18 protein-coding genes are annotated in these 20,116 nt (G+C 69.7%); 3 read left to right on the top strand and 15 right to left on the bottom strand.

Features of this window, described 5'->3' with window-relative positions; translation table 11 throughout:
- Nucleotides 1-6: 6 nt before the first annotated feature.
- Nucleotides 7-714, top strand: a complete 708-nt coding sequence (locus tag P6166_RS06610) for a response regulator (RefSeq protein WP_277763710.1) — start codon at nucleotides 7-9, stop codon at nucleotides 712-714.
- 4 nt (nucleotides 715-718) lie between these two features.
- Here the strand turns inward: P6166_RS06610 and recO are convergent, their stop codons facing one another.
- The 9 genes from recO to rpoE all read right to left on the bottom strand — a co-directional run bounded on the left by recO (nucleotide 719) and on the right by rpoE (nucleotide 9,358).
- Nucleotides 719-1,438 carry a DNA repair protein RecO gene (recO, locus tag P6166_RS06605; RefSeq protein WP_277763678.1) on the bottom strand — a complete coding sequence of 240 codons (720 nt, stop codon included), beginning with the start codon at nucleotides 1,436-1,438 and terminating at the stop codon, nucleotides 719-721.
- Nucleotides 1,439-1,476: 38 nt separating this feature from the next.
- Nucleotides 1,477-2,385: a GTPase Era gene (era, locus tag P6166_RS06600; RefSeq protein ID WP_277763677.1), complete on the bottom strand. Its 909-nt coding sequence runs from the start codon at nucleotides 2,383-2,385 to the stop codon at nucleotides 1,477-1,479.
- Nucleotides 2,382-3,068 (bottom strand): ribonuclease III, encoded by a 687-nt coding sequence (gene rnc / locus P6166_RS06595; protein WP_277763676.1) that lies wholly within the window; start codon nucleotides 3,066-3,068, stop codon nucleotides 2,382-2,384. Before rnc ends, era begins: the two co-directional genes overlap by 4 nt.
- Nucleotides 3,052-3,432, bottom strand: a complete 381-nt coding sequence (locus P6166_RS06590) for a DUF4845 domain-containing protein (RefSeq protein ID WP_277763675.1) — start codon at nucleotides 3,430-3,432, stop codon at nucleotides 3,052-3,054. The genes rnc and P6166_RS06590 overlap by 17 nt, the downstream gene beginning before the upstream one ends.
- Nucleotides 3,433-3,464: 32 nt before the next feature.
- Nucleotides 3,465-4,265, bottom strand: coding sequence for a signal peptidase I (gene lepB / locus P6166_RS06585; RefSeq protein WP_277763674.1), 801 nt, complete (start codon nucleotides 4,263-4,265; stop codon nucleotides 3,465-3,467).
- An 18-nt stretch (nucleotides 4,266-4,283) separates the two neighbouring features.
- Nucleotides 4,284-6,092, bottom strand: coding sequence for a translation elongation factor 4 (gene lepA, locus P6166_RS06580; RefSeq protein ID WP_277763673.1), 1,809 nt, complete (start codon nucleotides 6,090-6,092; stop codon nucleotides 4,284-4,286).
- Between the two features lie 128 nt (nucleotides 6,093-6,220).
- Nucleotides 6,221-7,771, bottom strand: a complete 1,551-nt coding sequence (locus P6166_RS06575; protein WP_277763672.1) for a DegQ family serine endoprotease — start codon at nucleotides 7,769-7,771, stop codon at nucleotides 6,221-6,223.
- A 109-nt stretch (nucleotides 7,772-7,880) separates the two neighbouring features.
- A complete protein-coding gene (locus P6166_RS06570; protein WP_277763671.1) occupies nucleotides 7,881-8,735 on the bottom strand; it encodes a sigma-E factor negative regulatory protein in 855 nt (284 codons plus the stop codon).
- Nucleotides 8,732-9,358, bottom strand: a complete 627-nt coding sequence (gene rpoE, locus P6166_RS06565; protein ID WP_277763670.1) for an RNA polymerase sigma factor RpoE — start codon at nucleotides 9,356-9,358, stop codon at nucleotides 8,732-8,734. Before rpoE ends, P6166_RS06570 begins: the two co-directional genes overlap by 4 nt.
- Before the next feature lie 237 nt (nucleotides 9,359-9,595).
- Between rpoE and P6166_RS06560 the strand changes: the two genes are divergently transcribed.
- Nucleotides 9,596-11,659: a 3-hydroxyacyl-CoA dehydrogenase NAD-binding domain-containing protein gene (locus P6166_RS06560; protein ID WP_277763669.1), complete on the top strand. Its 2,064-nt coding sequence runs from the start codon at nucleotides 9,596-9,598 to the stop codon at nucleotides 11,657-11,659.
- An 88-nt stretch (nucleotides 11,660-11,747) separates the two neighbouring features.
- On the opposite strand, the gene P6166_RS06555 is transcribed toward P6166_RS06560, so the two are convergent.
- From P6166_RS06555 to P6166_RS06530, 6 genes are all read right to left on the bottom strand, one after another.
- Nucleotides 11,748-12,758: a cation diffusion facilitator family transporter gene (locus tag P6166_RS06555; RefSeq protein WP_277763668.1), complete on the bottom strand. Its 1,011-nt coding sequence runs from the start codon at nucleotides 12,756-12,758 to the stop codon at nucleotides 11,748-11,750.
- Nucleotides 12,759-13,023: 265 nt separating this feature from the next.
- On the bottom strand, nucleotides 13,024-13,911 hold the full coding sequence (mmsB, locus tag P6166_RS06550; RefSeq protein WP_277763667.1) for a 3-hydroxyisobutyrate dehydrogenase: 888 nt from the start codon (nucleotides 13,909-13,911) through the stop codon (nucleotides 13,024-13,026).
- Between the two features lie 13 nt (nucleotides 13,912-13,924).
- Nucleotides 13,925-15,076, bottom strand: coding sequence for an enoyl-CoA hydratase/isomerase family protein (locus P6166_RS06545; protein WP_277763666.1), 1,152 nt, complete (start codon nucleotides 15,074-15,076; stop codon nucleotides 13,925-13,927).
- The gene (locus P6166_RS06540) at nucleotides 15,073-15,870 is read right to left on the bottom strand and encodes an enoyl-CoA hydratase (RefSeq protein WP_277763665.1); all 798 of its coding nucleotides are present in this window, start codon (nucleotides 15,868-15,870) and stop codon (nucleotides 15,073-15,075) included. Before P6166_RS06540 ends, P6166_RS06545 begins: the two co-directional genes overlap by 4 nt.
- Nucleotides 15,867-17,048 (bottom strand): acyl-CoA dehydrogenase family protein, encoded by a 1,182-nt coding sequence (locus tag P6166_RS06535; protein WP_277763664.1) that lies wholly within the window; start codon nucleotides 17,046-17,048, stop codon nucleotides 15,867-15,869. Before P6166_RS06535 ends, P6166_RS06540 begins: the two co-directional genes overlap by 4 nt.
- 5 nt (nucleotides 17,049-17,053) lie before the next feature.
- A complete protein-coding gene (locus tag P6166_RS06530; protein ID WP_277763663.1) occupies nucleotides 17,054-18,559 on the bottom strand; it encodes a CoA-acylating methylmalonate-semialdehyde dehydrogenase in 1,506 nt (501 codons plus the stop codon).
- Nucleotides 18,560-18,678: 119 nt separating this feature from the next.
- Here P6166_RS06530 and P6166_RS06525 point away from each other — a divergent pair, with 119 nt between their 5' ends.
- The gene (locus P6166_RS06525) at nucleotides 18,679-20,043 is read left to right on the top strand and encodes a short-chain fatty acyl-CoA regulator family protein (RefSeq protein ID WP_277763662.1); all 1,365 of its coding nucleotides are present in this window, start codon (nucleotides 18,679-18,681) and stop codon (nucleotides 20,041-20,043) included.
- Nucleotides 20,044-20,116 lie beyond the last annotated feature (73 nt).

Genomic DNA, 20,116 nt, shown 5'->3' with positions numbered 1-20,116 from the left:
AAGATGATGGCTTCGCGAGAGCCCCCTCGTCCCCGCATTCTGCTGGTCGAGGACGACCCGATCAGCCTGGGGTTTTTCCAGGCCGCCCTGGAGCCCCTCGCCCTGCGGCTGGATAGCGCCGACAGCATCGCCATGGCCCTGGCGCAATCCCGTGACGTCCGCCACGACCTGTGGTTGATCGATGCCCATCTTCCGGACGGCACCGGCAGCGAGCTGCTGGCCCGCCTGCGCGCCGCGTACCCGGCGACCCCGGCCGTGGCGCACACCGCCGATGCCGGCGCCACCGCGCGGCTGCTGGCCGACGGCTTCCTCAAGGTGCTGATCAAGCCGCTGCCGGCCAGCGACCTGCAGCAGCAGGTGCGCCGGCTGCTGCCCGTGCGCCCCGTCGACGAGGCAATGGGCGGCGGCATCGTCATCCAGCGCGACTGGGACGAGGATGCCGCGCTGGCCGCGCTCAATGGCCAGCAGCACCACCTCAATGCGCTGCGCGAGCTGTTCCTGTCCGAGTTGCCCGGCACCCGCGACGCGGTGGATTCGGCCCTGCGCCAGGACGACGAACAGAGCCTGCGCGGCCACCTGCACCGCTTGCAGGCCAGCTGCGGCTTCGTCGGCGCGGCACGGCTGGCGCAGGCGGTGCGTGAACTGCGGGGCGATCCGCGCTCGCCGGCCGCGCGCCATCATTTCCACGACGCCGTGGCCGCGCTGCTGCACTGAGCCGTCAGCGCGGCGCCAGGTCGCGCAGCATGTCCCAGGCTTTCAGGCCGCGCCCGCCCAGGTGATGCAGCAACACCGCGCGCAAGCCCAGGCGCAGGCCGGGCAGGTCGAGCGGATCGGGCGTTTCGTCGCGGGCCAGCGCGAGCAGTCCGCGCCCGGTGGCGGTGGCGTTGCGCTCGCCCGCGCCGCGATCGCTGAGCAGGCGGCGCGCGCCTTCCTGCGGGTCGAGCTGGTAGCGCGCGGCCGGGTCGATCGGCTGGCCTTCCACGTCATGTTCGAGGTCCAGGCCCACGCCGAGGGCCTCCAGCAGGTCGCGCTCGAAGCGGCGCAGGCTCCAGGCCAGCGGTTCGGCCGCGCGCAGGCGTTCGCGCACCCGCGCGTAGGCGGCGTGCAGCTCGGGCACCGGGTCGTGGCGCGGCGCCAGCCGCAGCACCAGTTCGTTGAGATAGAAGGCGGCGAGCATCGCGTCGCCCTGTAGCCGCGGCGCGGCATCCTCCGCTTCGGCGCCGCGCAGCTGCGCCAGCTCGCCGCGCTGCACCGCGCTGAAGCGGATCGACTGCAAGGGCTGCAAGGCCGCGCGCAAGGCCTGCTTGCGTTCGCCCTGCACGCCGCGCGCCAGCAGCCCGATGCGGCCGTGGTGCAGGCTCAGCACCTCGACCAGCAGGCTGGTCTCGCGCCAGTGCCGCGCATGCAGGACGAAGCCGGTCTCATCTTCCAGGCGCATGCGCCCGCCTCAGGCCGCGCGCGGCGGCGCGGCCGGCCTCATTCGTAGCCGAACGCCTTGAGCGCGGCCTCGTCATCCGACCAGCCCTCGCGCACGCGCACCCAGGTTTCCAGGAAGACCTTGGCGCCGAACAGGCGCTCCATCTGCTGGCGGGCCTTGGCGCCGATCTCCTTCAGGCGGGTGCCGCCCTTGCCGATCACGATGGCCTTCTGGCCCTCGCGCTCGACCCAGATCACCGCACCGATGCGCAGCAGGTTGCCGTCCTCGGCGAAGCGCTCGATCTCCACCGTGGTGGCATACGGCAGTTCCTCGCCGAGCTGGCGCATCAGCTGCTCGCGCACCAGTTCGCCGGCCAGGAAGCGCTGGCTGCGGTCGGTGATCTCGTCCTCGCCGAACATCGGCGGCTGCTCGGGCAACAGGCCGAGCAGGTCCTTGGTCAGCGCCTCCAGGCCCTTGCGCTTGAGCGCGGACACCGGGTGCACCGCGGCGAAACTGCGGCCTTCGCTCACCTCGGCCAGGAATGGCAGCAGCGCGGACTTGTCCTTCAGGCGGTCGACCTTGTTGACGATCAGCACCACCGGGATGCCGGCGTCGCTGAGCACGTTGTAGGCCAGCGTGTCTTCCTCGTCCCAGCGGCCGGCCTCGATGACCATCATCGCCGCGTCGACATCCTCCAGCGACCCGCGCGCGGCGCGGTTCATCACCCGGCTCATCGCCGAGGCCTTGAACTTGCCCTGCTCGCGGTGCAGGCCGGGCGTGTCCACCAGCACGATCTGCCCCTGCGGGAAGCTGGCAATGCCCAGCAGCCGGTGGCGGGTGGTCTGCGGACGGTTGGAGACGATGCTGATCTTCGCGCCGACGAGCGCGTTGGTCAGGGTCGACTTGCCCACGTTGGGGCGGCCGATGACGGCCACGCTGCCGCTGCGGTAGGGGGTTGATTCGCTCACTTGCCTGGATCCAGTTGGCGCAGCACCGCGGCGGCGGCCTGCTGTTCGGCCAGGCGCCGCGACCCGCCCTCGCCCTCGGCGTCCAACGCCGGCTCGGACAGGATGCAGCGTACCTGGAAATGCTTGGCGTGGTCGTCGCCACTTTCGGAAACGAGTTCATACACGGGCAGCGGCCGCTGCCGGGCCTGCAGCCACTCCTGCAGGCGGGTCTTGGCGTCCTTCTCCGGCTTGCCGACCGGCAGCGCGGCCAGCGCCGATTCGAACCACGGCAGCACCGCGGCGCGGCAGGCTTCGAAGCCGGCGTCGAGGTAGATCGCCGCCACCACCGCTTCCACCGCGTCGGCGAGGATCGAGTCGCGGCGGTGGCCGCCGGATTTCATCTCGCCCGGGCCCAGGGTGAGCCGTTCGCCCAGCTCCAACGCCCGGCCGATCACCGCCAGGGCCGGCTCGCGCACCAGTTCGGCACGGGCGCGGGTCAGCGCGCCTTCGTCCGCCTTGGGCCAACGCAGGTACAGCGCCTCGGCGATGAGCAGGTTGACCACGCCATCGCCGAGGAATTCCAACCGCTCGTTGTGCGGCGCGCCAGCGCTGCGGTGGGTCAGCGCCTGCGCCAGCAGCGCCGGATCGGCGAACACATGGCCGATCCGATCGCCACGCTGCGGTGTCTTACTCGCTGATGCCACTACGGGTCAGGTCCTGGCTGGCGCTGAAGTTGCCGACCACGTCGAGGTTGCCCACCAGCGGGCGGCGCACCTCGTAGTTGACGTTCATGCGCCAGCCGTTGCCCACGCGCTCGAACGTCACGTCGTCCTTCTTCACGTTTTCCGAATAGTTGATGTACAGCCGGCGGAAGAACAGGTCCTTCGCCCGGCCCGGGTCCATGTCGCCGCTGCCCGGTTCGTTGGCCACGCCCTTCATGGCTTCCTTCACCGAATAGAACTCCTGGTACATCGGGAACAGCTTCATGCCGATGTACAGGGCGAAACCGACCACCGCCAACACCACGATGAATGACAGCAAGGTCATTCCGTTCTGATTGCGCTTCATCGCTACTCCCCTAGCTACGCCACGCGTATGGATTACTGGATACCCGTCCCGATCCGCGAAGGATCGAAACTCCCCTTGCAGAACCACCCCTCGCAATTGAGCCAGATTCCGAACGCCTTGCCGCGGAGATTCTGCTCCGGCAGGAAGTGCGTCTGGGTCCAGAACCGGCTGTCCTCGCTATTATCGCGATTGTCGCCCATCACGAAATACTGCCCCGGCGGCACCACCCAGTCGCCCTGGCCGGCGGCATTGGAACGGCCGATCAGCTCCAGCACGGTGTGCGGGCGGCCCGGCAGGTCCTCGCGCAGCAGCGTGGCGCCGGTCATTTCCGCGCCGCGGCCCTTGCCCACGTATTCGCCCTTGACCTCGTACTGCATCGGCTCGCCATTGATGTAGAGCGTGTCGCCGTGGAAGCCGATGCGGTCGCCCGGCAGGCCGACGACGCGCTTGATCCAGTTCTCGTCCGGGGCGTGCGGCGGCTTGAACACCACCACGTCGCCGCGCTTGGGCTCGCCCACCGGCACGAACTTGGTGTTGGTGATGGGCAGGCGCAGGCCGTAGGCGAACTTGTTGACCAGGATGAAATCGCCGATGAGCAGGTTGGGCATCATCGAGCTGGAGGGGATCTTGTACGGCTCGGCGATGAAGCTGCGCAGGATCAGCACCACCGCCAGCACCGGGAAGAAGGCGCGCGAGTACTCGATGATCACCGGCTCGCTGTCGAGCAGGCTGGCGCGCGCGGCGCGGCGCTTGGCCAGGAACAGCTTGTCCAGCAGCCACACCAGGCCCGAGCCCAGCGTCAGCACGACCAGCGCGATCTCAAACCATTTCATGCGTGTTCCTTTGCGGGTTTACTTGTTGTCCATTTGCAGTACGGCCAGGAAGGCTTCCTGCGGGATTTCCACGCGGCCGACCTGCTTCATGCGCTTCTTGCCTTCCTTCTGCTTCTCCAGCAGCTTCTTCTTGCGCGAAACGTCGCCACCATAGCACTTGGCCAACACGTTCTTGCGCATCGCCTTGACCGTGGTGCGGGCGATGATCTGCGCGCCGATCGCGGCCTGGATGGCCACGTCGAACATCTGCCGGGGAATGAGGTCCTTCATCTTCTCGCACAGCTCGCGGCCGCGCCGGTCGGCATGGCTGCGATGGGCGATCAGCGACAGCGCATCGACCTTGTCGCCGTTGATCAGCACGTCCACGCGCACGAACGGGCCGGCGTCGAAGCGCACGAAGCTGTAGTCCAGCGAAGCGTAGCCGCGGCTGACCGACTTGAGCTTGTCGAAGAAGTCCAGCACCACCTCGGCCATCGGCAGCTCGTAGCTGATCTGCACCTGGCTGCCCAGGTAGTTGATGCCGAGCTGGCTGCCGCGCTTTTCCTCGCACAGCTTGATGATGTTGCCGATGTATTCCTCGGGCGTGAGGATGTTGGCGCGGATGATGGGCTCGCGGATTTCCTCCACGTAGTTCACCGGCGGCAGCTTGGCCGGGTTGTCCATCATCACCACGGAGCCGTCGGTCTTGAGGACCTCGTAGATCACCGTCGGCGCGGTGCTGATCAGGTCCAGGTTGTACTCGCGCTCCAGGCGTTCCTGCACGATCTCCATGTGCAGCATGCCCAGGAAGCCGCAGCGGAAGCCGAAGCCCATCGCCTCGGAGCTTTCCGGCTCGAAGCGCAGCGCCGCGTCGTTCAGGCGCAACTTCTCCAGCGCCTCGCGCAGGTCCGGGTAGTCCTCGGCATCAACCGGGAACAGGCCGGCGAACACGCGCGGCTGCATTTCCTGGAAGCCGGGCAGCGGCTTGGGCGCCGGGTCGGCGGCCAGGGTCAGCGTGTCGCCGACCGGGGCGCCGTGCACGTCCTTGATCGACGCGGTGACCCAACCCACCTCGCCGGCGGAAAGCTTCTGCAGCACCTTGCGCTTGGGGGTGAACACGCCCACGGCATCCACCTGGTGGTTGCGGCCGGTGGACATCACCTGCAGCTTGTCGCCCGGCTTGATCTCGCCCTGCATGACGCGCACCAGCGACACCACGCCGAGGTAGTTGTCGAACCAGGAGTCGATGATCAGCGCCTGCAGCTTGTCGGTGTCGCGCGGCACCGGTGCGGGAATGCGCTGCACGATCGCTTCCAGCACGTCCTGCACGTTCAGGCCGGTCTTGGCGCTCACCGCGACCGCCTCGGAAGCGTCGATGCCGATCACCGCCTCGATCTCGGCCTTGGCGCGCTCGGTGTCGGCGGTCGGCAGGTCGATCTTGTTGAGCACCGGCACCACTTCCAGCCCCTGCTCCACCGCGGTGTAGCAGTTGGCCACCGATTGCGCTTCCACGCCCTGGGCGGCGTCCACCACCAGCAGCGCGCCCTCGCAGGCGGCCAGCGAGCGGCTGACTTCATAGGAGAAGTCGACATGGCCGGGGGTGTCGATGAAGTTCAGGTGGTAGACCTGCCCGTCCTTGGCCTTGTACGGCAAGGACACGGACTGGGCCTTGATGGTGATGCCGCGCTCGCGCTCGATCGGATTGGAGTCGAGCACCTGCGCCTCCATCTCGCGGGCCTCGAGGCCGCCGCAAAGCTGGATGATGCGATCGGCCAGCGTGGACTTGCCGTGGTCGACGTGGGCGATGATGGAGAAGTTGCGGATGTTCCGCATTGAATCGATGGACATGGAGGTGGGCGGCGGCTCTGGGCCGTCGTCAGGATAACGGTGCATTATCGCACGCCCCGCGCCCCTGCCGCCGCCGGGCGCGGCAGCGGGGGCGCGGCGGGCCGTTCAGCTCCGCCGCGCCGGCCGGTTCACTCGCCCGCCTTGACCGCCACATAGCTGGTGGCCTGGCCGCTGGTGACCAGCAGCATCACCACATCGCCCTTCTTGTAGCCGGCCAGTTCGCGGTTCAGCGTCGCCACGCTGCCCACCGGGGTGCGGCCCACGCGCAGGATCACCAGCCCCGGGCTGAGCCGGGCCTCGCGGGCCGAGCTGCTGTTGACCGCGGTGATGCGCACGCCCTCGCCGGACTTCAGGCCCACGCGCTCGCGCTCGGCGGCGCTGAGGTCGGCCACCTGCAGGCCGAGCAGCGCGGCGCTGGCCGGGCCGCTGGGCGTGCTGGCCTCGTCGCTGGCGGCCGCGGCCGGGCGCACGTCGCTGTCCAGGGTGGTGAGGGTGACGGTGATGTCCTTGGGCTTGCCGTCGCGCAGGATACCCAGGCGCACCTTGGTGCCCGGCGGCATCACGCCGATCATCGGCGGCAGGTCGCTGGCGGCGTTGATCGCCGTGCCGTTGACCGAACGGATCACGTCGCCGACCTCCACGCCCGCCTTGCCGGCCGGGCTGTCGGCCACCAGGCTGTTGACCAGCGCGCCCTTGGTGTCGGGCAGCTTCAGGCCCTGCGCCTGCAGCGAATCGATCGGCCCGACCTGCACGCCGAGCTGGCCGCGGCTGACGTGGCCGGTCTTCTTGATCTGCTCGGCCGCACTCACGGCCAGGTCGATCGGGATCGCGAAGCTGATGCCCATGTAGCCGCCGGAGGCGGAGAAGATCTGCGAGTTGATGCCCACCACCTCGCCGCGGGTGTTCAGCAGCGGGCCGCCGGAGTTGCCCTGGTTGATCGCCACGTCGGTCTGGATGAAAGGCACGTAGCGCTGGTCGGCGTAGGGATTGGCGCGGCCGGTGGCGCTGACGATGCCGGCGGTGACGGAGTGGTCCAGGCCGAACGGCGAACCGATCGCCACCACCCACTGGCCGGGCTTGAGCGTGTTGGAATCGCCGATGCGCACGGTCGGCAGGTTGCTCGCATTGACCTTCAGCAGCGCCACGTCGTACTGCTCGTCGCTCCCGACCACCTTGGCCTTCAGCTCGCGGCCGTCGGACAGCTTGACCGTGACATCGCTGGCGCCGTCCACCACGTGGTGGTTCGTCAGCACGTAGCCGTCCGGCGAGATGATGAAGCCCGAGCCCATCGCGCGGCCGACGATGTCGCCGTCGTTGCCGCCGCCACCGCGGCGCGGGCCCTGGCCCGGCCCCGGCATGCCGGGCATGTCGAAGAAGCGGCGGAAGAATTCGGGAATCTGGTCATCGTCCGGCATCTGCTGCGCGTCGCGGCCGGAGCGCTTCATCATGTCCGCGCGGGTGACCTTGGTGTCGATGTTCACCACGCCCTGGCCGACCTGCTCGACCAGGTGGGTGAAGTCCGGCAAGCCGGCCACCAGCTGCGGCGCGGGCGTGGCGCTGCGGGTGGCGATCGGGGCGCTGTCCTGCGCCGCCGGGGCGGCGGGCTGCTGGGCGCAAGCGGCCAGCGGCAGCGACAGGGCCAACAGGCCGAACATCTGGTAGCGGATACGGGGATTCATCTGGAACACGCTCCTGAAGAACAAGGTGGGTGCAGGTCGGGCAAAGCAGCGCCGGCCCGCCCGCGGAACGGGCGGCTGGCGGCAACACTACGAAAGCGGGGATGACGGCTCAGTGGCTGGGCAAGGGCGGCAGGCGCTCGGACTCTTCGGCCGGCAGCTGCGCCGGTTCGAACGGATAGAACGTCGCCGCCGGTTCGCTGCTGCCGAAGCTGGCGTTGAGCGCACTCTGGCTGCCAGCCAGCGCTGCGCGCGGCCAGGGCCTGGCCGCTACCGCCGCCTCGGGGTGTGCGAACGGATTGGCCACCGCCACCGCGGTGGCCGGCGCGTGCGCGGCCGGGGCGGCGTTGGCCACCTGCACCTGCGGGGCCGGGTCGCGACGCGCCGCGCTGGCCCGCGCGGCCTGCTGCACGCGCGTGGCAGAGGCCACGCTGCGGCCGCCGGCCTCGCGCCGCGCGGCGGCCAAGGCGGCGGCCGGTGCGGCGGCGGCCATGGTGCCGATGGCGTTGTCGCCGTCCGGATCGGCCGGCGTCGGCACCGGCGCGGCGGGAATCTGCGCGGTGCTGGCGAAGACCGGCGTGGGCGCCTCGGGCGCGGCCTGCGGCACGCGGTCGCGCGCCACGAACAAGGCCAGCGCGGCTACCGAGGCGGCGATGGCGCCACCGCCCCAACGCCAGGCGCGGGCGCGACCGGGCGCCGGTGCCGCCTGCGGCGCCGGCTCGGTGGCGACCGCCGCGCGCACGCGGGCGGCGAAATCGACCGGTGCCGGCGCGCTGGCCATGCCGCGCAGCACGTCGCCGCACAGCTGCCAGCGTTCCTGGCAGCCGGACAGCGCATCGTCATGCTGCAAGCGGCGCAGTACGAAACGCGCTTCGTCGGCCGGCAGCTCGCCGTCGATCAGCGCCGACAGCTGCTGCCGGTAGTGGACTTCGAACTTGTCGTGGGTAGGGGAAGACTGTGGGTTCATACACGATCACGCTGTCGATCACGGGTGGCGCTGTCGGTCTCCAGCAGAGGCCGCAGCTCGGCGTCGATGGCCTCGCGCGCCCGGAAGATGCGCGAGCGCACCGTTCCGATCGGGCAATCCATCTTCTGCGCGATTTCCTCGTAGCTCAGGCCCTCCACCTCGCGCAGGGTGATGGCCGCCCGGAGTTCTTCCGGCAAGGCTTGGACCGCCTTCATCACGGTTTGTTCCAGCTCCTGGCGCATCAGTTCACGCTCCGGGGTATCGGTGTCGCGCAGACGGGTGGCCCCGTCGAACTGCTCGGCATCGGCGACGTCGATGTCGTCGGTGGGCGGGCGGCGGTTGTGCGCGACCAGGTGGTTCTTGGCGGTGTTCACGGCGATGCGGTGCAACCAGGTATAGAACTGGGCGTCGCCGCGGAAGTTGCCCAGCGCGCGGTATGCGCGCAGGAACGTCTCCTGGGCCACGTCCTGGCATTCGCTCCAGTCGCTGATGTAGCGCCCGATCAGGGCGACGATGCGGTGCTGGTACTTGCGCACCAATACATCGAACGCCGCGCTCTCGCCGCGCTGCACGCGCCGGACCAGCTCCAGGTCCAGATCCTGTGGTGTTTCGACTTCGGCCATGTCGGGCCGCACTCCTGTCGCCCTTCATGTCCGGGCGTTATGACCAGCGCTGGTGGGAAAAGTTCAGGGGCGCCGCGCGACCGCCACGCCACAAGGTTAACGGGCGTTGCACTAGCCTGGCGACCACGGCCGGCCGGGCGAGCGTCACCCCATCCCCTGTCCTTGGGGATTTGACGTGAAGGAAACAACCTCTGGATGATAACGGCCCCTTCCATACACAAGCGGATGGTCCAACCCATGCTTTCAGGCTTCGATGGCCTCCGATTCAGTCACTGGCAGACCGAGATCCGCGATGACGGCATCGTGGTGCTCAGCCTCGACCGCGCCGACGCGCCGGTCAACGCCTTCTCGCAGGACGTGCTGCTGGAACTGGCCGACCTGATCGAGCGCATCGCGATCGATCCGCCGCGCGGGGTGGTGATCCGTTCGGCCAAGGCGAACGGCTTCATCGCCGGCGCCGACCTCAAGGAGTTCCAGGAATACGACCGCCGCGGCACGGTGAACGACGCGATCCGCCGCGGCCAGACCGTGTTCCAGAAGCTCGCCGAGCTGCCCTGCCCCACGGTGGCCGCGATCCACGGCTTCTGCATGGGCGGCGGCACCGAGATCGCGCTGGCCTGCCGCTACCGCGTGGCCTCCGACGATCCCTCCACCCGCATCGGCTTGCCGGAGACCAAGCTGGGCATCTTCCCCGGCTGGGGCGGCAGCGCGCGCCTGCCGCGGCTGATCGGCGCGCCGGCGGCGATGGACCTGATGCTCACCGGCCGCACCGTGTCGGCCAGCGCCGCTCGCGCGATGGGCCTGGTGGACAAGGTGGCCGCGCCGGCCGTGCTGGTGGATACCGCGGTCGGGCTGATCCTGTCCGGCACGGTGCGCCCGTTCAAGCAGCGCTTCACCGCCTGGGCGACCAACACCTGGCTCGCGCGCAAGCTGCTCGCCCCGCAGATGACCAAGCAGGTCGCGCGCAAGGCCCGCAAGGAGCACTACCCGGCGCCGTATGCGCTGATCAACGTGTGGCAGCGCGCCGGCGGCGCCGGCATCCAGGGCCGCCTGGACGCCGAGCGCAAGGCGGTGGTGAAGCTGGCCGGCACGCCGACCGCGCGCAACCTGATCCGCATCTTCTTCCTCACCGAACGGCTGAAGGGGCTGGGCGGGAAGGATCACGGCATCCGGCACGTGCACGTCGTCGGCGCGGGCGTGATGGGCGGCGACATTGCCGCCTGGTCGGCCTACAAGGGCTTCGAGGTCACCTTGCAGGACCGCGAGCAGCGCTTCATCGACGGCGCGCTGGCGCGCGGCAACGAGCTGTTCAACAAGCGGGTCAAGGACGCGGCCAAGCGCCCGGCGGTGGCCGCGCGGCTGAAGAGCGACCTGGCCGGCCACGGCGTGGCCCAGGCGGACCTGGTGATCGAGGCCATCATCGAGAAGCCGGAAGCCAAGCGCGAGCTCTACCAGCAGGTCGAGCCGCAGATGAAGGCCGACGCGCTGCTGACCACCAACACGTCTTCCATCCCGCTCACCGAGCTGCGCGAGCACATCCAGCGCCCGGCGCAGTTCGCCGGCCTGCACTACTTCAACCCGGTGGCGATGATGCCGCTGGTGGAGATCGTGCAGCACGACGCGATGGCCGAGGCAACGCGCAAGCGCCTGGCCGCTTTCTGCAAGGCGCTGGACAAGCTGCCCGTGCCGGTCGCCGGCACGCCGGGCTTCCTGGTCAACCGCGTGCTGTTCCCGTACATGCTCGAGGCGGCGACCGCGTATGCCGAGGGCATTCCGGGGCCGGTGATCGACAAGGCGGCGGTGAAGTTCGGCATGCCGATGGGGCCGATCGAGCTGATCGACACCGTGGGGCTGGACGTCGCCGCCGGCGTGGGCGAGGAACTGGCCCCGTTCCTGGGCCTGCCGATCCCCGCGGCGCTGAAGACCGTCGAGCCGGGCAAGCGCGGCAAGAAGGACGGCCAGGGCCTGTACAAGTGGGAGAACGGCAAGGCGGTGAAGCCGGAGGTGCCGAAGGACTACGAGGCGCCGGCGGACCTGGAGGATCGGCTGATCCTGCCGCTGCTCAACGAAGCGGTGGCGTGCCTGCACGACGGCGTGGTGAGCGATGCCGACCTGCTCGATGCCGGCGTGATCTTCGGCACCGGTTTCGCGCCGTTCCGCGGCGGCCCGATCCAGCACGTGCGCGCCACCGGCGCCGATGCGCTGGTGGAGCGCCTGAAGACGCTGCAATCGCGCTACGGCGACCGCTTCGCGCCGCGTCCGGGCTGGGACATGCCCGCGCTGCGCGAGCCGATGGTGTAAGCCTCGCCACCGCCAACATGAGAACGCCGCCTCCGGGCGGCGTTTTCTTTTGGGGCCGGCCACCGCCTTTCATCCGCCCACGCCCCGCTCAAGGATGCGGATGCCCGTGGTGCCCCTGCGCATCGGCGCCGTGCCGGTGCCCATCGTCGTGCGCATGTGCCGCAGGATCGTGCCCCGCATGCGCCGCATGCGCCTTGCCCGCGGCCGGATGCACCGCGCAGGCATCGCCGCAGTGATCGGCCTCGACCTGCAGGGTCACGTGGTCGATGTCGAACTTCGCGTGCAGCACCGCCGCCAGCGTGCGCCGCAGGCCGTCGCCGTCCACGCCGTCGGCCGCCACCACGTGCGCGGTCAAGGCCGGCGTGCTCGACGCCAATGCCCACACGTGCAGGTCGTGCACATCCACCACGCCGGGCTGGGCGCACAACGCCGCGCGCACCGCCGTCAGGTCCACGCCCTTGGGCACGCCTTCCAGCAGCACGTTGAACGCCTCGCGCAGCAACAGCCACGTGCGCGGCAGCACCCACAGGCCGATCAGCACCGCCAGCACCGGGTCGATCCATTGCCAGCCGGTAAAGCGGATCGCCAGCGCGCCGATGATCACCGCCACCGAGCCGAGCATGTCGCTCCACACTTCCAGGTACGCGCCCTTGACGTTGAGGCTCTCGCCCGCGCCCGCACGCAGCAGGCGCATCGCGATCAGGTTGACCACCAGCCCGAGCGCGGCGATCACCAGCATGCCGGTGTCGCCCACCGCCTGCGGTGCGCGGAAGCGCTGCACGGCCTCCCACAGGATGTAGGCGCCCACGCCGAACAGCAGCGCGCCATTGGCCAGCGCGCCGAGCGCTTCCAGGCGGGCGTAGCCGTAGGTGCGCTTAACATCGGGCGGGCGGCGGCTCAGGCGTACCGCGACCAGCGCGATCATCAGGCCCAGCGTGTCGGTCGCCATGTGCGCCGCGTCGGAAAGCAGCGCCAGGCTGCCGGTGACGAACGCACCGGCGATTTCGGCGACGAGGAAGCCGCCGGTCAGGGCGAGCGCCCACCACAGCGGCTTTTCGTGGCGGATCTCGCTGGGGGCGTGGTTGTGGTCGTGTCCCATCGCGCAGGTTCCTTGGACTGGCCGCCACGATAGGCGGCCAGTGCACGCGGAGACTATTACACGCAGGCGACGGGGGCATGCTTGAGGCTGCACGCATGCAAAGGGGTGCGGCACGGGCCGCGACGGAACGCAACGGCCTACCCTGTAGGAGCGGCTTCAGCCGCGACCCATCGCATCAGGCGGTCGCGGCTGAAGCCGCTCCTGCAAAACAGCATGCAGTCCGTCGGTGCCGCGGCGGGCCGCGCGGCACCGACGCGCCCGCGCCTCAGTTCTTCGAGACCAGCTTCACCACCGAGGAAAAATCCAGCTTGCCGTTGCCGGCGCGGCTGTTCATCGCATAGAGGTTGCGCGCCAGTTCGCCGAGCGGGATCGAGGCGCCCACGCCCATCGCCGCCTCCACCGCCAGCCCGAGGTCCTTGAGCATCAGGTCGTTGCCGAAACCACCAGTGTAGCCGCGCGACGCCGGCGCATTCTCCAGCACGCCCGGCCACGGGTTGCACACTTCGGTGGCCCAGCTGCGGCCGGTGCTCACCGCCATCATCTGCGACAGCACCTTGGCGTCCAGCCCATGCGCGGTGCCCAGGGCGATCGCCTCGCCCGTCACCGCCATGATCACGCCCAGCGCCATGTTGTTGCACAGCTTGGCGACCTGCCCGGCGCCGCTTTCGCCGACGTGGAAGATGTTCTTGCCCATCGCCTGCAGGAACGGGCGCGCGCGTTCCAGCGCCTCGGCGCCGCCGCCGACGATGAAGGTCAGCGTGCCGGCGGCCGCGCCGGCGGTGCCGCCGGAAACCGGTGCGTCCAGCATCTGCAAGCCGCGCGCGGCGGCGGCCTCGGCCACCTTGCGCGCGCTGGCCGGCGCAATCGTGCTGCAGTCGATCACCAGCGCACCGGCGGGGATCTTCTCCAGGATGCCGTGCTCGCCCAGGTACAGCCCTTCGACGTGACGGCTGGCCGGCAGCATCGAGATGACGACTTCGGCGTCGGCCAGCGTGTCGGCGGCGGAACTGGCGGCGTGGGCGCCGGCGGCGACGGCGGCCTCCAGCGCGGCGGGCACCAGGTCGAACACGCGCAGCGCGTGGCCGGCCTTGGCGAGGTTGGCGGCCATCGGCCCGCCCATGTTGCCCAGTCCGATGAAAGCGATCCGGCTCATTGCAATGTCTCCGTCAGGCGTGGCCCAGGTCGGCCAGCGGGTGCGCCGCGGCCGGCCAGGGGGATTGGAAGAAGGTTTCGGCCCAGCTCGCATCGGCATGTGCCAGCAGCGCCGGGTTCCAGTGCGGCTGGCGATCCTTGTCGATCAACAGCGCGCGGATGCCCTCGGCGAAATCGCCATGCGCGGCGGCATGCAGCGCCACCCCGTATTCGGTACGGAACGTATCGGCCAGCGTGCGGGTGCCGTCGTCGTGCTGCAGCGCCCAGGCCAATCGCGCCGAGCCGGGCGAACCGGCGGCCAGGGTGGCGCGCGCGGCCTGCAACCACGGATCCTCGCTCGACAACGCCTCGATCGCCCCGACCACGCGCTCCAGCGAGCCGGCGCTGACCAGGTGTTCGATCAACTCGGCGTGCATCTGCAACGGACCGGGCGACAACGGCTGGGCCAACCCCGCCAGGAACTCGCCCAGGCGCGCGCGATCCTGCGTCGCATCGCCCTGCCACGCGTGCGCAGCGAGCGCGTCGATCACCGCGTCGTACTGGGCATGCTCCAACTGGTAATCGGCCAATCCGGCGTAGATCGCGTCGCTGGCATTCAAGGGCGCGCCGGTCAGCGCGAGGAAGATGCCCGCCCCACCCGGCACGCGCCGCATCAGCCAGCTGCCGCCCACGTCCGGGAACAGCCCGACGGTAATTTCCGGCATGGCCAGCTTCGAGCGTTCGGTCACCACCCGGTGGCTGGCACCGGACATCAACCCGATGCCGCCGCCCATCACGATGCCGTGGCCCCAGCACAGGATCGGCTTGGGATAGGTGTGGATGAAGTAGTCGAGGCGGTATTCCTCCTCGAAGAACTGCGCGGCGTAGCGGTTGGCGGTGATGTCCGTCGCGCCGGACTGGCGGTACTCGACCATGCTGCGGTACAGGCCGTGCAGGTCGCCGCCGGCGCAGAACGCCTTGTCGCCGGCGCCGCGCAGCACCACGCAGGCCACCGCTTCGTCGGCGGCCCACGCGCGCAGCTGCGCGTCGAGCAGCCGCGTCATCTCCAGCGACAGGCCGTTGAGCGTCTTGGGTGCGTTGAGCGTGGCGATGCCGATGCGGTGGCCGCCCTGCCCTTCGCGGGTCTCGAAGAGAACCGGCGCTTGCGCGTTGTCGGCGATGTTCATGCGTTCTTCCACTGCGCCGCGCGCTTTTCCAGGAAGGCGTTGACGCCTTCGGCCTGGTCGGCGGTATCGAACAGGTCCACAAAGGCCTCGCGCTCGGCCACCAGCGCGGCGGCGTGGCTGCCATGGCGGGTGGACTGCACGAGTGCCTTGCACGCGGCCACGCTGCCCGGGCTCTGCTTGCCGGCCTGGTGCGCCCATTCCAGCGCGCGCGCCTTTGCTTCGCCCTTGGCCACCACTTCTTCGACCAGGCCGATGCGCAGCGCGGTATCGGCGTCCACGCGCTCTCCCAGCAGGATCATCCGCTTCGCCCAGCCTTCGCCCACCAGGCGCGGCAGGTTCTGCGTACCGCCGGCGCACGGCAGCAGGCCCACGGCGGCCTCGGGCAACGCCATCTGCGCCTGCGCCTCGGCGATGCGCAGGTCGCAGGCCAGCGCGCATTCCAGCCCGCCGCCCATCGCATAGCCGTTGATCGCCGCGATCGACACGCCGCGGAAGGCGCTCAGCGCCTCGAACGCCTCGCCAAAACGGCGCGCGGCCTCGCGTGCGGCGGCCTTGTCGCCGGAGGCGAACTGCTTGAGATCGGCGCCGGCGGAAAAGAACTTCTCGCCCTCGCCGGTGATCACCAGCGCATAGATGCCGCGGTCGGCGTCCAGCGCCTTCACCAGGTCGCGCAACGCGGCCAGGCTGTGCACGGTCCAGGTATTGGCCGGCGGGTTACTCAGGGTCACGACGGCGACATGGCCGTCGCGCTCGACCTTCAGGCCGGTGTGTTCGCGCTGCAGCCAGTCGCTCATCGCAGCTCCTCCTCGGTGCTCAGCAGGTGGCGGGCGATGATCATGCGCATCACCTCGTTGGTGCCTTCCAGGATGCGGTGCACGCGGCTGTCGCGCAGCAGGCGCTCGATCGGGTACTCGCGGATGTAGCCGTAGCCGCCGTGGATCTGCAGCGCCTCGTCGCAGATGGCAAAGCCCGCGTCGGTGGCGAAACGCTTGGCCATCGCGCACCACACGGTGGCATCGCGCGCGCCGGCATCGAGCTTGCGCGCGGCGGTGTGCACCATCTGGCGCGCGGCCACCAGTTGGGTCGCCATGTCGGCGAGCTTGAACTGCAGCGCCTGGAAATCGGCCAGTTTCTTGCCGAACTGGCGGCGCTCGCCCATGTAGCGGCGCGCCGCGTCCAACGCGCCCTGCGCGGCACCCAGCGAGCAGGCGGCGATGTTGATGCGGCCGCCGTCCAGCGCCTTCATCGCCAGCTTGAAGCCCTCGCCTTCCTTGCCGAGCAGGTGGCCGGCCGGAATGCGCACGCTCTCGAAGGTGATGCCGCGCGTGGGCTGGCTGTTCCAGCCCATCTTGTCCTCCTTGCGGCCGTAGCTGATGCCCTTCGCATCGGCCGGCACGGCGAAGGCGCTGATGCCGCGCGCGCCCTCCTCGCCGGTACGCGCCATCACCACCAGCACGTCGGTGGCACCGGCGCCGGAGATGAAGGCCTTGCTGCCGTCCAGCACGTAGTCGTCGCCGTCGCGCACGGCGCGGGTCTTCAGGTTGGCGGCGTCGGACCCGGCGCCCGGCTCGGTGAGGCAGTAGGAGGCCAGCTTCTCGCCGCTGGCCAGCAGCGGGCCCCAGTGCTGGCGCACCGGCTCCTGCGCGAAGCTGGCGATCAGCCAGGTCGCCATGTTGTGGATGGAGAAGAACGCCGAGGTCGAAGGATCGACCACCGCCATCTCCTCGAACACGATGGCTGAATCCAGGCGCTTCAGGCCCAGGCCGCCGCAGGCTTCGTCGGTATACAGGCCGCAGAAGCCCAGCTCGCCGCCCTTGGCCAGCGCCTCGCGTGGGAAGTGCCCCTCTTCGTCCCACTGGGCGGCATGCGGGGCCAGCTCCTTCAGCGCGAAATCGCGCGCGGCCTGGCGGAACGCTTCCTGCTCTTCGTTGAGGTCGGCCGTGTCGAACGGCATATTCATCGCGGCATTCATGGCGGTCACTTCAGGTTGATGGTGGTGTTGACGCCATGGCCGAGCGTGCTGTCGTCGAACCAGCGCGCGGTCACGGTCTTGGTCTGGGTGTAGAACATCACGACCTGCTTGCCGTAAGGGCCCAGGTCACCCAGCTTGGAGGCGCGCGAACCGGTGAAGGAGAACAGCGGCACCGGCACCGGGATCGGCACGTTGATGCCGACCTGGCCGACGTCGATCTCTTCCTGGAACTTGCGCGCGGCCGCGCCGGACTGCGTGAACACCGCCGTGCCGTTGCCGTTCGGATTGGCGTTGACCAGCGCGATGGCGTCGTCGAGCGTCTCCGCTTCCAGGATCACCAGCACCGGCCCGAAGATTTCCTCGTCGTAGATGCGCATGCCCGGCTTGACGCCGGAGAAGATCGTCGGGCCGACGAAGTTGCCCTTCTCGTAGCCGGCGACGTTCGGGTTGCGGCCGTCCAGTTCGAGCTTGGCACCCTGCTCGACGCCCGAGGCGATCAGGCCTTCGACGCGCTCGCGCGCCGCGCAGGAAATCAGCGGGCCGACATCGGTGCCGCTTTCCGTGCCACCGTTGACCTTCAGCGTTTTCGCCTTGGCCACCAGTTCGGGAATCCAGCTGCGCGCCTCGCCCACCAGCACCAGCGTGGAGGCGGCCATGCAGCGCTGGCCGGCGGCGCCGAACGCCGCGCCCGCCATCGCGTTGAGGGTCTGCTCCTTGTTCGCGTCCGGCAGCACGACGGCGTGGTTCTTGGCGCCCATCATGCACTGCACGCGCTTGCCGGCCAGCGAGGCGCGGTGGTAGACGTGCGTGCCGACCTTGGTCGAGCCCACGAACGAGACCGCCTTGATGTCCGGGTGGTCGCAGATCGCGTTGACCACGTCCGGCCCGCCATGCACGACGTTGAGCACGCCCTTCGGAATGCCAGCTTCCAGCGCCAGTTCCACCAGGCGCATGGTCACCATCGGGTCCTGCTCGGAGGGCTTGAGCACGAACGTGTTGCCGGTGGCGATGGCCATCGGGAACATCCACAGCGGAATCATCGCCGGGAAATTGAACGGGGTGATGCCGGCGCACACGCCCAGCGGCTGCATCAGCGTGTAGGTGTCCACGCCGGTGGCCACGTTGTTGGCCAGCTCGCCGAGCTGCAGGTTGCCGATGGCCGCGGCGTGCTCCACCACCTCCAGGCCACGGAACACGTCGCCCTCGGCGTCGGGCAGGGTCTTGCCCTGCTCGGCGGTGAGCAGCGCGGCCAACTCGCCCATGTTTTCGCGGATCAACTGCTGGTACTTCAGGAAGATGCGCGCGCGGGTGCCGATCGGGGTCTTGCGCCAGGTCTTGAAGGCCTCCTTGGCGGCCGCCACGGCGGCATCCACCTCGGCGCTGGTGCAGAACGGCACCTTCGCCAGCACGGCCTGGGTGGCGGGGTTGACCACGTCCTTCCACTCGGAAGAGGCCGACTCGACGAACTCACCGTCGATCAGCAGGCGGACGCGGGAAATGGACTCGCTCATGGGGCTCACACGGGCAGCGGAAGAATGCTTCGCATTGTTCGCAAAGCCGGGCGTGGATTCAGCCCATCCGGCGGTTAATCGCGCTAAGCTGCCGCCCGAATCTTGCGAATCCTGCGAATATGCCTGTCTCCCAACGCCAGCTGGGCCTGCGCCTGCAGCGCCTGCGCCAGCGCCACGGCCTGACCCAGGCCGAGCTGGCCAGGCGGCTCGGCTTGTCGCCGAGCTACCTGAACCAGATCGAGCGCAACCAGCGCCCGCTGACCCTGGCGGTGCAGCAGCGGCTGAAGGACGCGCTGGGCGAGCTGGCCGGGCTGTTCGACCGCGACGACCCCGCCGCGCTGGTCGACCCGCTGGAGGACACCATGCGCGCGCTCGGCCATACCGCCGTCAGCCCGGCCGAGCTGCGCGCCCTGGCCGGCAACCTGCCGCAGGTCGCCCATGCCCTGCTCGACCTGCACCGCGAGCACCGCCACCTGCAGGAGCGTGCCGCCGCACTGGAAATGCAGCTGGGCAGCGGCCATGGCGCCGCGCCGTTGCTCTCGCCGGGCGACCACGTGCGCGACCACTTCAACCGCGAGCGCAACTACATCCCCGAACTGGACGAGCGCGCCGAAGCGCTCTACGCCGAACACGGACTCACGCCGGACACCCTCGCCCCGCGCCTGCGCCAGCTGCTCGCCGACCGCCACGGGCTGCGCGTGCGGCTGGACGGCCAGGCCGGCGACAAGCGCCTGTACGACATGGCCACCCGCACGCTGTGGCTGCCGGGGTGGCTCAAGCCGGGGCAGCAGGCGTTCCAGATGGCTGCGCAGCTGGCGCTGCTGGAACACGGCACGCTGATCGACCTGCTGATCGCCCAGGCCGGCTTCGACGATGCCGAGCGCATGGCGCTGGCGCGCATCGGCTTCTCCAACTACTACGCCGGCGCGCTGGTCATGCCCTACGGCGAGTTCCTGCGCAGCGCCGAGGACAGCCACTACGACATCGAATGGCTGGCGCAGCGCTTCGCGGTCGGCTTCGAGGCGGTGTGCCATCGCCTGAGCACGCTGCAGCGGCGCAACGCGCCGGGGCTGCCGGTGTTCTTCATGCGCGTGGACCGCGCGGGCAATGTCTCCAAGCGGCATTCCTCCACCGATTTCCACTTCTCGCAGGTCGGCGGCACCTGCCCCTTGTGGATCGTGTACGAGGCGTTCAACCAGCCCGGGCGCATTCTCACCCAGGTCGCGCGCATGCCCGACGGGCGGCAGCATTTCTGGCTGGCGCGGCAGGTCAGCAGCGGGCCGCCGGGCTTCGGCCAGCCGCGCAAGACCTTCGCGCTGGCGCTGGGCTGCGACCTGCGCCACGCCGACCGGCTGGTGTACTCGCGCGGCCTGGACCTGCAGGGCGGCAGCGCGGTGCCGATCGGCCCGGGTTGCCTGACCTGCGAGCGCATGGATTGCCTACAGCGCGCCTTCCCGCCACTGCGCCGTTTGGGCCGCGGCTGAGACCGTCGCGGCGGGTCGGCAGGGGGCGCATCCACTACACTTGCCTGCTCGCTGGCCGCGCGCCGCGCCGTTC

This window comes from Stenotrophomonas sp. HITSZ_GD, assembly GCF_029543105.1.
GTDB lineage: Bacteria > Pseudomonadota > Gammaproteobacteria > Xanthomonadales > Xanthomonadaceae > Stenotrophomonas_A.
The sequence above is the reverse complement of the archived record's forward strand: the minus strand, read 5'-3'. Positions and strand labels throughout refer to the sequence as shown.

Excerpts from the sequence above, each read along its gene's own strand:
- P6166_RS06555 (WP_277763668.1), bottom strand. The coding sequence starts at position 12,758 with ATGGGACACGACCACAACCACGCCCCCAGCGAGATCCGCCACGAAAAG.
- rpoE (WP_277763670.1), bottom strand. The coding sequence starts at position 9,358 with ATGGCCGAAGTCGAAACACCACAGGATCTGGACCTGGAGCTGGTCCGG.
- P6166_RS06545 (WP_277763666.1), bottom strand. The coding sequence starts at position 15,076 with ATGAACATCGCCGACAACGCGCAAGCGCCGGTTCTCTTCGAGACCCGC.
- recO (WP_277763678.1), bottom strand. The coding sequence starts at position 1,438 with ATGCGCCTGGAAGATGAGACCGGCTTCGTCCTGCATGCGCGGCACTGG.
- lepA (WP_277763673.1), bottom strand. The coding sequence starts at position 6,092 with ATGTCCATCGATTCAATGCGGAACATCCGCAACTTCTCCATCATCGCC.
- P6166_RS06610 (WP_277763710.1), top strand. The coding sequence starts at position 7 with ATGGCTTCGCGAGAGCCCCCTCGTCCCCGCATTCTGCTGGTCGAGGAC.
- P6166_RS06570 (WP_277763671.1), bottom strand. The coding sequence starts at position 8,735 with ATGAACCCACAGTCTTCCCCTACCCACGACAAGTTCGAAGTCCACTAC.
- P6166_RS06590 (WP_277763675.1), bottom strand. The coding sequence starts at position 3,432 with ATGAAGCGCAATCAGAACGGAATGACCTTGCTGTCATTCATCGTGGTG.
- P6166_RS06560 (WP_277763669.1), top strand. The coding sequence starts at position 9,596 with ATGCTTTCAGGCTTCGATGGCCTCCGATTCAGTCACTGGCAGACCGAG.
- P6166_RS06525 (WP_277763662.1), top strand. The coding sequence starts at position 18,679 with ATGCCTGTCTCCCAACGCCAGCTGGGCCTGCGCCTGCAGCGCCTGCGC.
- P6166_RS06535 (WP_277763664.1), bottom strand. The coding sequence starts at position 17,048 with ATGAATGCCGCGATGAATATGCCGTTCGACACGGCCGACCTCAACGAA.
- P6166_RS06540 (WP_277763665.1), bottom strand. The coding sequence starts at position 15,870 with ATGAGCGACTGGCTGCAGCGCGAACACACCGGCCTGAAGGTCGAGCGC.
- lepB (WP_277763674.1), bottom strand. The coding sequence starts at position 4,265 with ATGAAATGGTTTGAGATCGCGCTGGTCGTGCTGACGCTGGGCTCGGGC.
- P6166_RS06530 (WP_277763663.1), bottom strand. The coding sequence starts at position 18,559 with ATGAGCGAGTCCATTTCCCGCGTCCGCCTGCTGATCGACGGTGAGTTC.
- P6166_RS06575 (WP_277763672.1), bottom strand. The coding sequence starts at position 7,771 with ATGAATCCCCGTATCCGCTACCAGATGTTCGGCCTGTTGGCCCTGTCG.
- mmsB (WP_277763667.1), bottom strand. The coding sequence starts at position 13,911 with ATGAGCCGGATCGCTTTCATCGGACTGGGCAACATGGGCGGGCCGATG.